This window comes from Lachnospira sp. CLA-JM-H23, from assembly GCF_040096425.1.
In the GTDB taxonomy this organism is placed as follows: Bacteria; Bacillota; Clostridia; order Lachnospirales; family Lachnospiraceae; genus Lachnospira; species Lachnospira rogosae.
Window position 1 is genome coordinate 158,017 of sequence record NZ_JBBMET010000006.1, and the last position, 14,815, is coordinate 172,831.

Genomic DNA, 14,815 nt, shown 5'->3' on the forward strand with positions numbered 1-14,815 from the left:
TAAATGTTATATATGAAAGCGTGATGAGAGATGAACAATAGAATTTATAATGACAAAGTAGATGTAAATAATGACAATATAAGAGAGTTTTACAATAAAAGAGCACAGAAGTTTATCAAAGGTGAAAAAAATCAATACACATCTGTATTACTTGGAGATAATAATCCTGAATATGCAAAAAAATGGGATGAATTTGAAAAGAACTATGTTGGAAAATATCTTAATCTTGGAACTGATAAAAAATTCTTAGATATTGGCTGTGGAATAGGAAGATGGGCAGAAAATGTAATAGATAAATGCGGTCAGTATGTTGGAACAGATTTTTCAATCGAAATGGTAAAAGCGGCAAGAGAAAGATTTAAGGAACATTCCAATGCACAGTTTATTAATTCTTCTTTTCAGGATATATTTAATAATGAATTAATAGCTAAAAATAAGTTTGATACAATTATCATTACTGGAGTTTCTATGTATATAAATGACTCGGATTTAAGAAATTGTTATAGCAGCTTAAAGAATATTTTAAATGATGGGGCAGTTGTTTATATAGAAGAGAGTGTTGGTGTAAAGGAAAGATTAACTTTAAATCATATATGGTCAGATAGTTTGGATGATAATTACGATGCGATATATAGGACGAGAGAAGAATATTTAGATTTAATGAACGGCTTAACAGATGATCTTCATATAGTAGAAGAAGGCTATTTTGAACAGTTAGATAAAAAGGAATTATCTGAAACAAGTCATTGGTATATTATCTTAAATAATAAATAAAAAGAGGAATACTATGATGTCAGATAAGTATGTTTTGAATGAAGAAGAGACAAGAAAAATGCATAATGTTCAGTTAGAAATGATGATTGAATTGGATAAAATATGCAGGAAACGTAATATTAAATATATTTTAGAGGGTGGCAGCTTATTAGGGGCTGTGAGACATAAAGGATTTATACCGTGGGATAATGATATGGATGTTCGTATGTTAAGACCTGATTATGAGAGGTTTTGTGAAATAGCTAATAAAGAACTTTCACAGGGAATATTTTTTCAGAATTATAATACGGATAAAGGATATCCCTGGTTATATGGCAAATTAAGAAAGCAGGGAACTAAAGCTGTAAGATTAGGACAGGATAGACTGAAAATGGAAAGTGGAATATGGTTAGATATATTTCCTTGTGATGGTGTTCCTGATAATAATGCAGAAAAGAAAATACATAATAAAGTAGCAAAATTATGCAGAAAGACATTATATGCAAGAACAGCCAGATATATAACCAATAAATGGTATGCAAAACTAGGCTGGAATATAGTATGCATTATTCCTAGAAAATTAGTATACAAAGTCAGTGAATATATGTCGAGAAAATATACCGTTTATAATTGTAAAAAAGTTGGAATTATAGGGTGGCACGGCATAGAAGATATTAATGGTTTTGAACTAAGATATTTTAATGAATTAACAGAACTGGAATTTGAAGGACACAAGTTCTATTGCCCTAAGGATTGGGATAATTATCTGAGATATGCATATGGAGATGATTATATGGTTATTCCACCAGTGGAAAATAGGCAGGTTGATTTGGATTTTCAAGAGTTTGATTTAGGTAAAGAAGGCGAAAAGATATGTTGAATTTTACAGTAGGTCCTGTGCAGGAGAGTAAAGAAGTACTAGAAGTTGGGGCACAGCCAACACCATATTTTAGAAATCAAAGTTTTTCAAAGATTATGCTAGAAAATGAAGCTATGATGAAAGAACTTACATTTTCAGATGAAGAGTCCAGAGTTGTATTTCTGACTGCTTCTGGTACAGGAGCTATGGAAGCAGCAGTTATGAATTCATTTACTTCTGATGACAAAGTACTTGTTGTTAATGGCGGAAGCTTTGGTAAAAGATTCGTGCAGATATGTCAGATACATCAGATACCATATACAGAAATAACTGTTCCAATGGAAGAACCACTTACCAAAGAAATGCTTGAGCCATATGATGGCAGAGATTATACAGGCTTCCTAATAAATATGCATGAGACATCAATTGGTAAATTATACGATATAAATATGGTGTCTGAATTCTGTAAAAAGAATAATTTATTTTTAGTGGTAGATGCAGTAAGTGCATTTTTAGCAGAGCCCCTTAATTTAAGTGAATTAGGAATAGATATTATGCTTACTGGTTCGCAGAAGGCACTTGCAGTCCCACCAGGAGTATCAGTTCTTGTTATGAATAAGAGAGCTGTTGACAGGGCATATAATTTAGATGTCAGAAGTATGTATTTTAATTTGGCAGATGCTTTAAAGAATGGAGAAAGAGGACAGACACCATTTACTCCGGCTGTCGGAATTTTATTACAAATTCATAGACGCCTTGAAGAACTCTGCAAAGCAGGAGCAATAGCAGAGAATAAAAGAATAGCAGATCTGGCAGCAGATTTTAGAAAGAAAGTAAAAGATTTACCATTTAGAATATTTAGTCCATCACCATCGAATGCAGTTACGGCAATGATTATGGAAAATGGAAAATCAGCGTATGCTTTATTTGAGTTATTAGAAAGTGATTATGGAATGTGGATATGTCCAAATGGTGGAGATCTGAAAGACAAGATATTCAGGGTAGGACATCTTGGTGCATTAACATTTGAAGATAATGATAGATTAGTAGAAGCTATGAAACAGGCATTAGAAAGATTGTAGATAATGTATAATGGATGTTTTTAGCAAAGGAAGGAAGTTATAATGATAGATTTTCCTGAAGATTATTTTAAAACAGAGATAAGAGATGGCTTTGAAGTTTCATCAATGATGAAAAGAGCCTGGGCAGGACAGATGGAAGTGTTACAGACTATAAGAGAAATATGCGAAAGACATAATATAACCTGGTTTGCGGATTATGGTACATTACTTGGTGCGGTAAGACATAAAGGTTTTATACCTTGGGATGACGATATGGATATCGGAATGACAAGAGATAACCTTAATGAATTCATAAAATATGCAAAGGATGAACTTCCAGATGAATACAAATTATTATGTATGGATTTAGAACCAGAATATGATTCAATTATTGTAAGAGTTGTTAATTCTACAGCTGTATCAATGAATAAAGAAAGATTGGATAAATTTCATGGGTGTCCATATGTATTGGGGATTGATATATTCCCAATGGATTATTTGTCGAGGAATGAAGAAGAGAGAATATTACATATACAGGTTATAGGAATAATTCTTGGAGCTGTAGATGCAATGTCATCAGAAGATGCTGATCCGGTAGAAGTAGAAGATTTCCTTAAAAATGTTGAAAATATAACTGGAGTAAATATTGATAGAACAAAACCTGTAAAAAGAGAACTAATGGCATTAACAGAAAAATTATTCTGCATATATACAAGAGATGAAGCAGATGAGGTTACAGGTTTATGGAGAATTGTTTATGAGGAAGGCTTTCATTTTCCTAAAGAGTGGTTTGATGATTTAATAGAAGTGCCATTTGAAACAATCACAGTACCGATACCTAGGGAGTATGATAAAGTGTTGAGCTTAAAGGTTGGGAAAAACTATATGACTCCAATAATACAGGAGACACATGAATATCCTTTTTATAAGGAACAGGAGACTATATTAGAACAGCAATTAGGTTATAAACCAGAATAATTGTAACAATTAAGCAGAAGTTTTAATGGTAAATATTGGAGATTAACTATGATAAAGGCTGATTTGGATAGTTATAACGAATTATTAAAAAAAGTTATTAAGCTATGTGAAAATTTGCAGAATATAAAAGATGTTAATTTAATAGTGCAGATTTTAACAACTTGTCAGGAAACAGTTATAGCAGTTGGTGAAGGCTTGGAAAAAATCGAATTAGAAAAAGATAAAAAGGCTATTGAGAAATTAAGCGTAGTATCTAATCTTGAACAATTCTGCGAATTGGCATATGAATATACACAAAGTCTTGATATACATATATTAAGCCAGATGACGGATGTTATATCAGCTGTATTAAAAGACATAAATAGCATACCAAGAACATATAGGGTGGCTTTTTTACCATATAAAGCCTCTATGTGGGATAGTCTTGAAAGCATATGGAGAGAATTTGCAGCTGATAAGGATTGCGAAACATCTGTTGTAGCAATACCATATTATGAAGCTGACAGGATAACTAATAAATGGGAATATTGTTATGATGGAGAATTGTTTGAAGCTGATATTCCAATAGTTGATTTTAATGATTATGATTTGAAATTAAAAAAACCTGATTTGGTATTTGTGCATAATCCTTTTGATAAGTTTAATACAGTTACAACAGTTAATCCAATCTACTATTCGGAAGAGTTGAAAAAATATTGTGGTAAATTAGTATATGTACCCTATTACGTTAATCCAGGGTTTATATCAGCTGGTTACAATAAACTTCCATTGTTGTATCGTTCAGATTATATAATTGTTCAATCTAATATGGCAAAAGAAACGTGTAAAGAATTTCCGTATTATGATAATGTGCTGGCATTAGGTTCACCTAAATTTGATAAGATTATAGAATTAGATAAACAAAATGTGTCAGCACCAGAAGAATGGAATGTTAATCTTAAGGATAAAAAATGTCTGTTATTAAATACAACAATAGAGGATTTTCTAGAGAGTGACAATTATATAATAGATAAATTGTATAGTGTGTTTAAAGTAGCTTTGTCAAGGAATGATATTGTTATTGTATGGAGACCGCATCCTTTATTATATGCAACAATAAAGGCACTTCGCCCTGAATACGCAGATAAGTATAAAGCATTAGTTGATTATTATATTAATAATAATGTCGGAGTATATGATAAAACAGCAGATATTTCAAGAGCAGTAGCTGTTTCAGATGCCTATATCGGTTCCTATTATAGTTCCGTTATAGCACTTTATGAGGTTATAAATAAGCCGGTATTTAAAATAAATAATAAACTTAAATACGAAGACAGTATGTTGAAGACCAGAAATAAAGTTAAACCAGAAGAAGTATTTATGAAATTAAATAATCGTGATTTTTACGGCTGCTATGAGTCAGAAAAATATATATTAGAAGATTTTATAGATGATTTGGTACTTAACAGACTTGATGTAATAAAGAAAAAGCAAATGGAAGAAGAAGCTGGATTAGCGGCAAATCTAGATGGTTCCTGTGGCAGAAAGGTGTATGAATATCTTACTAATGTCATTAGACAATAATATATTTTATTAAGGAGAAATATGTGCAGCATAAATAGTGATTTCTTAAAAGAAGAGTATAGAAATGGATATTTAATAACTGATAAGATGAAAAAAGTGTGGGCTGTTGAATTAGATCTGCTTTCAGAATTGGATAGAGTTTGTAAAAAATATAATATAAAGTATTATGCTGCTTTTGGAACATTATTGGGGGCTATAAGAGATAAGGGATTTATACCTTGGGATGATGATATAGATGTATGGCTTTTAAGAGATGAGTATGAGAGGTTAAAACAAGTAGCCCCAAAGGAATTCACAGGAAAGTATTACTATCAGGATTGGTATAATTCGTGTGGAAGGACATGGATATTTTCCAAGCTTAGAAATAGTGAAACGACAGCAATAGAATATCCAGATAAAGGGCCAGAGTTTAATCAGGGAATATTTATAGATATATTTCCAATAGATGAATGGGATGATGAGGTTCATACTAATAAAGCGTTTAAAATCGTACAAAGAGAGTTGTTTAATTGCATTAATAATCCAACGCAGGTATTAAGAGGAATACTCAATGGAGAACAGTATGCTATTGATATAGATACAACAGTTGAATTATGTAACGATTATATAAAGGCACAGCAGTTATTTGAACAGTTAACGCTTCAGAACTACGGAACATCAGATATTGTTGGATATTATTATGATCAGATGAGAATGAATAATAAAAAATATCCTAAAAGTTGTTTTGATGAAACGTTATATGTGCCATTTGAGAATACAGTTATACCAGTTCCAGCAGGATATGACATTATATTAAGAAAATATTATGGTAATTATATGGTGCCAGTGCATGAAAAAAATAATCACGAAGATAGGATTATTTTTGATACGGACAGGTGCTATAAAGAGTATGTAATGTAGGAGGAAAAGCAAAAATGGAAGTGAACAATAAAATTTTTGATAAAATATATTTATATGGAGCGGGTGAAAATGGATTAACTGCAATACATTTTCTTGGTAGAGACAGAATAAAAGCATTTATTGATTCGGATCCATCTAAAATAGGTAAAAAGTTGGGTGGCGTAGATATAATATCATTTGATGATTATATGTGTAAAGATAAAGGGGCATATATATACATAACAGCATACTCTGCAAGCAAATCAATAGAAAAATTTTTAAATAAAAATCATATTGAAAGTTATGGCATTGCACCATGGTTTGAGGCATTTTATTGTAATATTGAGGAGATTATAAAAGACAATGAGTTGGCTAAATATGATAAAATTGTAATCTCAGATGAAGATCTTATATTAAATCTATTAAAGGAAAAACTTAATGATTTAAAAATAAATTGTGTGGATAATTTAAGTGATGCATCAGGAAAATATTGTGTGATAATTCTAGAAAAGAAGATAGGAAAGGCAGAGAAAAATGTAGATACTATAAACTTACAGGAAAGTTACAATAATAAAATAAAACAAGAATTATCGGTTAAATTGAAAAAATATAAGGATATACACAAAGGGAAAAGATGTTTTATCATAGGAAATGGCCCGAGTCTGCAAATGAGTGATTTGGAAATTTTATATAAAAATAAAGAAATTTGTTTTGGCGTTAACAGAATTTTCTTGGGATTTAAAGATACAGAATGGAGACCGGATTATTATGTCGCATTAGATTATTTATTAATAGATAATATGCAGGAAGAGTTAAAGCAAATCTATGATATTGATAAGTTTATTAGATTTAATCCTCATTATAAAGTATCTGATATGATGCCTAATACGAATGAGTTTATAGCAATTGTGCAGGAAGATGAACAATTTGATTTTTCTACAGATATATCAGAAGGAATATGTACTGGCGAAACAGTTGTATATGCTGCTATTCAGATAGCGGCATATATGGGATTTTCAGATATATATTTATTAGGAGTTGATATGTCTATGAAAGCATTAGGTTTGAATGCTCAGGATGAAGGAGCTCATTTTTATAAATCTCCAGATGTAAATGAAAATTTTGGACAGGGTAATGTAGACACTGCAATAGAAGCATTAGCTTTTAGTGAACGATATTTGAAAAAATATAATGTACATTTATATAATGCAACAAGAAATGCAATATGGGATGATGTAACAAAAGTTGATTTTGATAAATTATTTTAAAATTCAGGAGAAATAATATGAAAAAAATAGTATCTTTTATACCAATTAAGTTAAATAATCAAAGGTTACCAGGAAAAAATTTAATGAATCTTGATGGTAAACCATTATGTAATTATATATTTGATACAATAACAGAAGTAGATGCAATCCAAGAAAAATATGTATATTGTAGTGATGATAAAATATGTCAATACATAAAGCCGTTTGAAGAAAAAGGATTGAAGTTTTTAAAAAGAGATCCTTATTTAGATGGATTTCAGGTTAAAGGACTTGAAATAATTGAAAAATTTGTTAATGATGTTGATGCTGATATTTATGTGCTAACACATGTTACACAACCATTTACAAAGTCTTCATCAATAGAAAATGCACTAAATAAGGTGTTATATGAGGGATATGATTCAGCATTTAGTTGTGTTGAAATTCAAGATTATTGTTGGTATCAGGGAAAACCTCTTAATTATAATATGAAAGATATAGTAACAACCCAGAACTTAGAACCAGTGTATATGGAAACAGGAGCATTTTTCATATTCAAAAAGGAAGTTTTTACAGAATTACATCAAAGAATTGGTAGAAAGCCTTATATGCAGGTAATATCACAAACTGAAGCAGTAGATATAGATACACAAGAGGATTTTGAGTTTGCAGAGGTTGTAGCAAAATACTATAAATTGGGGAGATGATACATATGAGTAATATAATGATATTAGATTGTACATTAAGAGATGGAGGACGGATTATAGACTGTAAATATAAAGACAGTGACATATCAAATGTATGCCGTGATTTGACATATTCAGGAATAGATATTATAGAAATGGGTTTTTTAAGAGATGATAAAATTGTAAATTATAATGGGAATTCCACTTTTTTTACAGATGTAAATCAAATAAATAAATATATTCCAGATAATAATAAAACATTATATGTGGCATTTATAGATTATGATATGTATGATTTTAGTAAACTTCGTATATGTGATGGCAATAAAGTAAAAGGAATAAGAGTTGGATTTACAAAAAAACAATTTAAATCAGATAAAGAAGGAATTGTTAAAGCATTAAAGAGTGTTAAAGAAAAAGGATATAAATTATTTATACAAGGTGTAAATTCACTAGGTTATACGGATAAAGAGCTGTTAGATGTTATAGAAATGGTTAATGATGTAATGCCATACAGTTTTGGAATAGTGGATACATATGGTGGAATGTATTTGGATGATATAACACATATATATGGTATGGTGGAACATAATTTAAATTCTAACATATGTATAGATATTCATTCACATAATAATTTTCAATCATCATTTGCTTTTGCTCAGGAAATTATTAGGATTTGTGATTCCAAAAGAAATATTATATTGGATTCAACCTTAAATGGGATGGGTAAATGTGCTGGGAATTTAAATACAGAGTTAATTGTTGATTATTTAAATAGAAAAAAAGCATCGAATTACGATTTGGATAGAATATTAGATACAATAGATAGTTATCTTTCACCTATAAAGGAAAAATATAACTGGGGATATTCTATACCTGCATTTATGGCTGGAATTTACAAATCACATCCTAATAATATTATATATTTGACACAAAAATATAGATTAAACAGTAAAGATATAAAATATATTATATCAGCAATTGATGATGAAAAAAGACAAAGATATGATTATGATAACATTCAGAGAATTTATAATGATTATTTTTCAACAGTAATTAATGACGATATATCAATTTTAAATCTAAGAAATAAATTAGTAGATAAGAAAATATTAGTGTTAGCACCGGGAAAAAGCATTATAGATTATGAAAAGGATATAAAGAAATTATTAACAGAAGATGTTATTGTAGTAAGTGTTAATTTTATACCGGATAATATAAGCTGCGATTATCATTTTTATGCAAATGCTATACATTGGGATAAAATATCCAATAATATTGAACATAAGAAGTGTATTTTATCATCAAATATTAAGGGAAATATAGAAAATGTAATAAGGGTTAACTATGCTTCTTTAATATGTGAAGATAGTAAGTTATCAGATAATAGTACAATGATGTTATTGAATTTGCTAGAAAAATGTGGTGTTAAAAAAATAATGATAGCTGGATTCGATGGATTAAAACCTAATGAAGATAATTATGTTAATTCTGATTTTATTAATTCAGAACACGGAATGCAATTTGAAGAAAGTAATAGAATTATTAGGAAAATGTTTGAGAATTATTTAGAAAGGACAAGTAAAAATTTAGAAGTTGTTTTAGTTACACCAAGTATATACTACGAGTTTTAAATGAAAGGTAATATGATATGAACGTAATTTGTTTTGGAGCGGCTGGAGGAGGAAAGAGATTATTTGATGTTATATCAAGTAATCATAATATAATAGCATTTACAGATAATGATTCTAACAAATGGGGAGATAAGTTGAATAATGTACCTATTTTATCTGTAAAAGAAGCGTTAAGTATAGATTATGATAAGATTATTTTAACTTCAGCCCCAGGTAAAGATTCTATAATTAAACAATTATTAAGTTATGGTATAAAAAGTACTCAAATAGATACATCATATATAGATGGACCATTAGAAGCTAGAATTGTGTTTTTGGAAAAACTAGCCGAATTGCATAAATATATTTCAGAAGATGTACAAGTTGCAGAGGCAGGTGTATTTGCAGGAGATTTTGCAAAATGGATAAATAATTATTACTATAACAGAAAATTATATTTATTTGATACTTTTCAAGGGTTTAATGAAAAAGATTTGCAATATGAAAAAGGAATGTCAGATGCTAAAATAGGTGATTATGCAAATACATCAGAGTATGAAGTGTTAAAAAAAATGAAATATAAGGAAAATGTTATTATTAAAAAAGGCTATTTTCCTGATACAGCTAAAGATGTAAGAGGACAATTTTGCTTCGTTAATTTGGATTTAGATCTGTATGAGCCGACTTATAATGGTTTGAAATTGTTCTCCAATAAAATGGTTGAAAATGGAGTAATTCTTGTACATAATTATTTTGCAACTAATTTTAAGGGACCTAGAGAAGCTGTTGATAAATTTATATCAGAAAATAAAAAATATAAAGCATTTCCGATTGGAGATGGTGTTAGTATTATGATAAGTGGGTTTTAAAAATAGTAATAAATTTATGGAGAGTATGTGTGAAAGATATTAAAATTTTAATAATGGATGTTGATGGAACTTTAACAGATGGTTCTATATATATGGGTGAACATAAAGAAATTTTGAAAAAATTTGATGTAAAGGATGGGTATGGTATAAAAAACATACTTCCAGAAAATGACATTATACCTGTAATCATTACAGGAAGAAATTCTGCTATATTGCAAAATAGGTGTAAAGAATTGGGAATAAAAGATGTCATACAGGGCTGTTCTGATAAAAAGAATGAACTGGAAAAAATTATTAAAAAATATAATGTGTCGTATTCTGAAGTTGCATGCATAGGAGATGATTTAAATGATTATGAAATGATGATGACTGCTGGAGTTAGAGGCTGTCCGTCAGATGCAGTCAAAGGTATAAAGGACATAGCCAACTATATAACAAAGAAACAGGGTGGATACGGAGCTGTTAGAGAATTTATAGAATGGCTGGTAGAAAAGGAGAATTAATAATGATATGTAAATTATGTAATAGCAAAAATGTAAATATTATATATAATGGTAAAATAAGGGATGGACACGTTGGAAATTATACAGCTTCAGATGTCCAAATGTTTAAATGTTGCGATTGCAATACAATTTGGCATGAGGATGTGATAGACCATTCAAATTATTATGAAACAGAAAAATATAGAAGTAGCCTAGAAGGAACGACAGACATAAAAGATTTTTATAAACTGCATGATAGAGAAAATGAAGATAAATTTAGATATATTGGTATGGAAAATTTAAGAAATAAAAAAATTGCAGATATAGGTTGTGGCGGTGGAGCCTTTTTAGACTTTTTATATTCAGTAGCAGATGAGATAATTGCAATTGAGCCTTCACAGATATATAGAAGAGAATTAGATAAAAAAGGATATAAAACATATGCTTATGCAGCTGATGCTATAAAAGAGTATGGAAATAAAGTTGATGTTGTTACATCGTTTGATGTAATAGAGCATGTTGAAAATCCAATGCAATTTGTAAAAGAAGCATATGATTTATTAGCAGAAAATGGAGTTGCTTATATAGGTACACCAACAGATGCTGAGGTTATGAGGCAACTTTTAGGAGAAACATATGAGTCATTTTTATTTAGTACACAACATCCTTGGATTTTATGTGAGAAGAGTTTTGAATATATATTGAATTGTTTGAACATTGATGATATAGAATATGATGTTAAGTATTATCAAAGATATGGTTTAAGCAACTTACTATATTGGTTAAAAAATAAAAAACCTGGAGGAAATTATAAGTTTGATTTTGTTTCAAATGAAATAGATTTAGCATGGAAAAGCGATTTAGAGAGACAAAATAAGTCAGATTATATTGTGTTACGTATTAAAAAAATTAAAAAATAATTAAAGACATTACATAGCAAGGAGAAAGTATGTGCTTAGATAGTCAGGATAAATATATAAATTGTATTTCGCTAGGATGGTATTGTGGTACGGCAAGTTCCTGCTCCAGGTTAGGTTTGAGAAGTTTTTCAGGACCTTTTGACTGGATATTATCTGATTTTGAATATGTAATAACAATGATTGATAAAGAATTTGATGGTTTCCTTTTGCCAGAAAATTTGAGAATCGATGAAGATAATGCTAAATGTTTTTATGACATAAAAAATAAATTCTATTTTCCGCATGATATATCAAATGATTTAAATAAAGATTTATCAAGTATACAGTTAAAATATAAGAAAAGAATTAGTAATTTTATAGAACAGTCAAAAAAACCGACCTGTTATTTTAGAATTGTAAAAAATATGCAAGAGATAGATTATATAGAACAGAATAGTCAATATATTGACTCGGTAATAAAGAAATATAATAAAAAAAATAAAATAATATATAATTTATTGGATAATTTGGAATTTTCAAATGATTTTAAAGGTGAGTATTATAAGTTATACATAAATGATTTTTGGAAAGATTCTATATGTTTGAGAGCTACTTTTTCAAAATCAAAAGAATTAATAAAGTTCTGTAACAATATATTACCATCTGATATAAGAGTTAGAAATTTGCAATGGGATAAAGTGCATTTGTCGGATATTACAAAATCTGATGAAGTTATGATTATGGTGGATGATAAGAGTAAAGATTTGCTTCAATGGTTAAAAAATAGATTTAAAGGGTCTTTCTATATATGGGGTTCTGGAAAATATGGAACGATATTATTGAAATTTTTAAGGGAAAATGGTTTTTCTATAAAAGGAATAATTGATAATAATAGCAATAAATGGAATGAAAAAATTGATGGTATAAAAATTATTCCATTTAATAATATATGTGAAAATGAAAGTATTTTAATTGCAATTGCAGACTCAGGAGCTGTTAATGAGATTAAAAATCAAGTATTAAAAGACAATACTTTTGACATATGTACACTTGTAGATATATATAATGGATTATTATTGTTATAGCTGGTTTTTGATGTATTTGTAGGTATATGGGTTAGAGCGTTTATTAAATATATATAGATAATAGATTATGTGAAATAATTGTATTTATATTATGATAATATAATAATAAGATAGATAAGAATAAAGATAGTATAAATATATTTTAGTAACGCTTATACCTAGTGAGAAAAGAATATATGAGAAAAAGAAAAGATGAAAATATTATCGTAAGTCAATGGCAGTCTTGCGTAGAAATGCTAAACGCAGTAAATCAAAGAAGAGATAATATGAATGATAGATTTTGTGCCATTAATACGGCTGTTATAGCTGCAATCTCATTTGTGTGGGATATAAGGACAATAGCATTAATTGCAGTAGGATTAATAATATGTATCATATGGATAAAGCTAATATTAAATTTTAGAGAGATAAAGCGTGAAAGGTATAAGGTTATTAAATCTCTAGAAAAAAATTTACCTGCAAATGTATTTTCTGAAGAATGGAATTGTTTAAGAAATAATAGAAGATATCAAAGAAGGTACTAATATAGAAGTGAAGTTACCATTATGTTTTATGATTTTATATTTGGTGCTTATATATGTAATTATTATTTTACATTTTGATATATTATAATACTTGTACAATTAAATAAAAAAGCCTATAATAATATCAACAAAAGTGGTTCGTGAATTAGTAAGAGAAAGGGTGATATTACAGAAAAATAGAGGATAACAAGAGGCAAAAGAGTAGATAGGCAGGAGATAATAATATGAATTATGAAGATGATTTAATGATGTACGGGGTATTGAGTAATAATGACATCGAGGAAGCTATGAGTAAAGGTGCTATATTTATTGCACCATTTGACGAAAGTCAGTTGCAACCATCAGGCTATAATCTTACGCCTACATATTTTATATATTCTACTAAAAAGAAGAAATTACTACCTATTATCAGGCAAAAGAATAAGGTATTTGTAATGATTGATAAAAATGATACAGTTCTTATAAGAACGCGTGAGTCAATAGCTGTATCATCGAATATAACAGGTGAATTTAATTCTAAATTAAGAAACACTGCGATTGGCTTTGGACATATATCAACAACGTTGGATCCAGGCTGGGAAGGGCAGTTATTAATTCCATATAATAATCCCACTGACAAGAAGATTGAATTTGTAATAGAAGAAAAAGCGTGTGGCAGGATCATTTATAATTCTTTTGTAACATTAACATTTTACCATATGAATTCTGTAGCCACTAAATCATCGGATAATAAATCCGGCAGGTGGGATATATTAGATGAAACTGTGTATAGGAATAATTCTATATTGAAAAGGAAAAAAGTAGAGATACTAGAGGATTTAGCTGACCAGCTTAAAGAGAGAGATAATTGTGGATTAGAGAGCTGCATATTAAAAAATCTTAATGAAGCTGAAAGAGAACAGTATGATAATTTAGAAGATAATCCGAGTATAAGTGAAGAAGAATATTGTGAAGCAAGACAAAAGCTGTTAGCCAAATATATGAGAGCACATATACGTAAAATTCGTAATATGTATCAACAGGAAATGGAAAAAAGCATAGATGTTGTAAATAAATATATAGATACGAAACAGAAATTTTTGCCACTAAGATATAGATTTTGCAGATTTATTGTTAGCAATTTAAAAGCAATTGTGGGAATTGTTGTATTGCTGATTATCTTAATTATATGGCATATATTGGGTAACAGGGAAAATGTAGATTCCAAAAAAGTGACCGATTATGCACTTGGTGCATTAGCGGCATATATCTTATTCCCATTCTTTGTAAAGGCTATTGAAAAATGGTTCTTGGATAAAATTAGATAAATGTAATAAA

At 29.1% G+C, this 14,815-nt stretch carries 15 protein-coding genes; all 15 read left to right on the forward strand.

Annotated elements, in window-relative coordinates:
* Positions 1-30 precede the first annotated feature (30 nt).
* Positions 31-774: a class I SAM-dependent methyltransferase gene (locus WMO42_RS09325; RefSeq protein ID WP_349192122.1), complete on the forward strand. Its 744-nt coding sequence runs from the start codon at positions 31-33 to the stop codon at positions 772-774.
* Between the two features lie 13 nt (positions 775-787).
* Positions 788-1,633 (forward strand): LicD family protein, encoded by an 846-nt coding sequence (locus WMO42_RS09330; RefSeq protein WP_349192124.1) that lies wholly within the window; start codon positions 788-790, stop codon positions 1,631-1,633.
* Positions 1,627-2,694, forward strand: coding sequence for an aminotransferase class V-fold PLP-dependent enzyme (locus WMO42_RS09335; RefSeq protein ID WP_349192125.1), 1,068 nt, complete (start codon positions 1,627-1,629; stop codon positions 2,692-2,694). Before WMO42_RS09330 ends, WMO42_RS09335 begins: the two co-directional genes overlap by 7 nt.
* A 42-nt stretch (positions 2,695-2,736) precedes the next feature.
* Positions 2,737-3,651: a LicD family protein gene (locus WMO42_RS09340; protein ID WP_349153773.1), complete on the forward strand. Its 915-nt coding sequence runs from the start codon at positions 2,737-2,739 to the stop codon at positions 3,649-3,651.
* 48 nt (positions 3,652-3,699) lie between these two features.
* Positions 3,700-5,214, forward strand: a complete 1,515-nt coding sequence (locus WMO42_RS09345) for a hypothetical protein (protein ID WP_349153772.1) — start codon at positions 3,700-3,702, stop codon at positions 5,212-5,214.
* Between the two features lie 21 nt (positions 5,215-5,235).
* Positions 5,236-6,114: a LicD family protein gene (locus WMO42_RS09350; RefSeq protein ID WP_349153771.1), complete on the forward strand. Its 879-nt coding sequence runs from the start codon at positions 5,236-5,238 to the stop codon at positions 6,112-6,114.
* Positions 6,115-6,128: 14 nt separating this feature from the next.
* Positions 6,129-7,361, forward strand: coding sequence for a 6-hydroxymethylpterin diphosphokinase MptE-like protein (locus tag WMO42_RS09355; protein ID WP_349192127.1), 1,233 nt, complete (start codon positions 6,129-6,131; stop codon positions 7,359-7,361).
* Positions 7,362-7,378: 17 nt separating this feature from the next.
* Positions 7,379-8,047: an acylneuraminate cytidylyltransferase family protein gene (locus WMO42_RS09360; protein WP_349153769.1), complete on the forward strand. Its 669-nt coding sequence runs from the start codon at positions 7,379-7,381 to the stop codon at positions 8,045-8,047.
* A gap of 5 nt (positions 8,048-8,052) precedes the next feature.
* Positions 8,053-9,660: an aldolase catalytic domain-containing protein gene (locus WMO42_RS09365; protein WP_349192129.1), complete on the forward strand. Its 1,608-nt coding sequence runs from the start codon at positions 8,053-8,055 to the stop codon at positions 9,658-9,660.
* Between the two features lie 17 nt (positions 9,661-9,677).
* Positions 9,678-10,508 carry a TylF/MycF/NovP-related O-methyltransferase gene (locus tag WMO42_RS09370; RefSeq protein WP_349192130.1) on the forward strand — a complete coding sequence of 277 codons (831 nt, stop codon included), beginning with the start codon at positions 9,678-9,680 and terminating at the stop codon, positions 10,506-10,508.
* A gap of 29 nt (positions 10,509-10,537) precedes the next feature.
* Positions 10,538-11,011, forward strand: coding sequence for an HAD-IIIA family hydrolase (locus tag WMO42_RS09375; protein ID WP_349192131.1), 474 nt, complete (start codon positions 10,538-10,540; stop codon positions 11,009-11,011).
* On the forward strand, positions 10,987-11,910 hold the full coding sequence (locus tag WMO42_RS09380) for a class I SAM-dependent methyltransferase (RefSeq protein WP_349192132.1): 924 nt from the start codon (positions 10,987-10,989) through the stop codon (positions 11,908-11,910). The genes WMO42_RS09375 and WMO42_RS09380 overlap by 25 nt, the downstream gene beginning before the upstream one ends.
* 29 nt (positions 11,911-11,939) lie before the next feature.
* Positions 11,940-12,974 carry a DUF1796 family putative cysteine peptidase gene (locus tag WMO42_RS09385; protein ID WP_349192135.1) on the forward strand — a complete coding sequence of 345 codons (1,035 nt, stop codon included), beginning with the start codon at positions 11,940-11,942 and terminating at the stop codon, positions 12,972-12,974.
* Between the two features lie 176 nt (positions 12,975-13,150).
* The gene (locus WMO42_RS09390) at positions 13,151-13,498 is read left to right on the forward strand and encodes a hypothetical protein (RefSeq protein ID WP_349192137.1); all 348 of its coding nucleotides are present in this window, start codon (positions 13,151-13,153) and stop codon (positions 13,496-13,498) included.
* Positions 13,499-13,722: 224 nt separating this feature from the next.
* Positions 13,723-14,805, forward strand: coding sequence for a hypothetical protein (locus tag WMO42_RS09395; RefSeq protein ID WP_349192139.1), 1,083 nt, complete (start codon positions 13,723-13,725; stop codon positions 14,803-14,805).
* The last annotated feature ends 10 nt before the right edge of the window (positions 14,806-14,815 follow it).

What these genes read in the sequence shown, in the direction of transcription:
- WMO42_RS09390 (WP_349192137.1), top strand. Translation starts at nt 13,151, where the DNA reads ATGAGAAAAAGAAAAGATGAAAATATTATCGTAAGTCAATGGCAGTCT.
- WMO42_RS09395 (WP_349192139.1), top strand. Translation starts at nt 13,723, where the DNA reads ATGAATTATGAAGATGATTTAATGATGTACGGGGTATTGAGTAATAAT.
- WMO42_RS09335 (WP_349192125.1), top strand. Translation starts at nt 1,627, where the DNA reads ATGTTGAATTTTACAGTAGGTCCTGTGCAGGAGAGTAAAGAAGTACTA.
- WMO42_RS09360 (WP_349153769.1), top strand. Translation starts at nt 7,379, where the DNA reads ATGAAAAAAATAGTATCTTTTATACCAATTAAGTTAAATAATCAAAGG.
- WMO42_RS09380 (WP_349192132.1), top strand. Translation starts at nt 10,987, where the DNA reads ATGGCTGGTAGAAAAGGAGAATTAATAATGATATGTAAATTATGTAAT.
- WMO42_RS09370 (WP_349192130.1), top strand. Translation starts at nt 9,678, where the DNA reads ATGAACGTAATTTGTTTTGGAGCGGCTGGAGGAGGAAAGAGATTATTT.
- WMO42_RS09340 (WP_349153773.1), top strand. Translation starts at nt 2,737, where the DNA reads ATGATAGATTTTCCTGAAGATTATTTTAAAACAGAGATAAGAGATGGC.
- WMO42_RS09385 (WP_349192135.1), top strand. Translation starts at nt 11,940, where the DNA reads ATGTGCTTAGATAGTCAGGATAAATATATAAATTGTATTTCGCTAGGA.
- WMO42_RS09345 (WP_349153772.1), top strand. Translation starts at nt 3,700, where the DNA reads ATGATAAAGGCTGATTTGGATAGTTATAACGAATTATTAAAAAAAGTT.
- WMO42_RS09325 (WP_349192122.1), top strand. Translation starts at nt 31, where the DNA reads ATGAACAATAGAATTTATAATGACAAAGTAGATGTAAATAATGACAAT.
- WMO42_RS09330 (WP_349192124.1), top strand. Translation starts at nt 788, where the DNA reads ATGATGTCAGATAAGTATGTTTTGAATGAAGAAGAGACAAGAAAAATG.
- WMO42_RS09365 (WP_349192129.1), top strand. Translation starts at nt 8,053, where the DNA reads ATGAGTAATATAATGATATTAGATTGTACATTAAGAGATGGAGGACGG.
- WMO42_RS09355 (WP_349192127.1), top strand. Translation starts at nt 6,129, where the DNA reads ATGGAAGTGAACAATAAAATTTTTGATAAAATATATTTATATGGAGCG.
- WMO42_RS09350 (WP_349153771.1), top strand. Translation starts at nt 5,236, where the DNA reads ATGTGCAGCATAAATAGTGATTTCTTAAAAGAAGAGTATAGAAATGGA.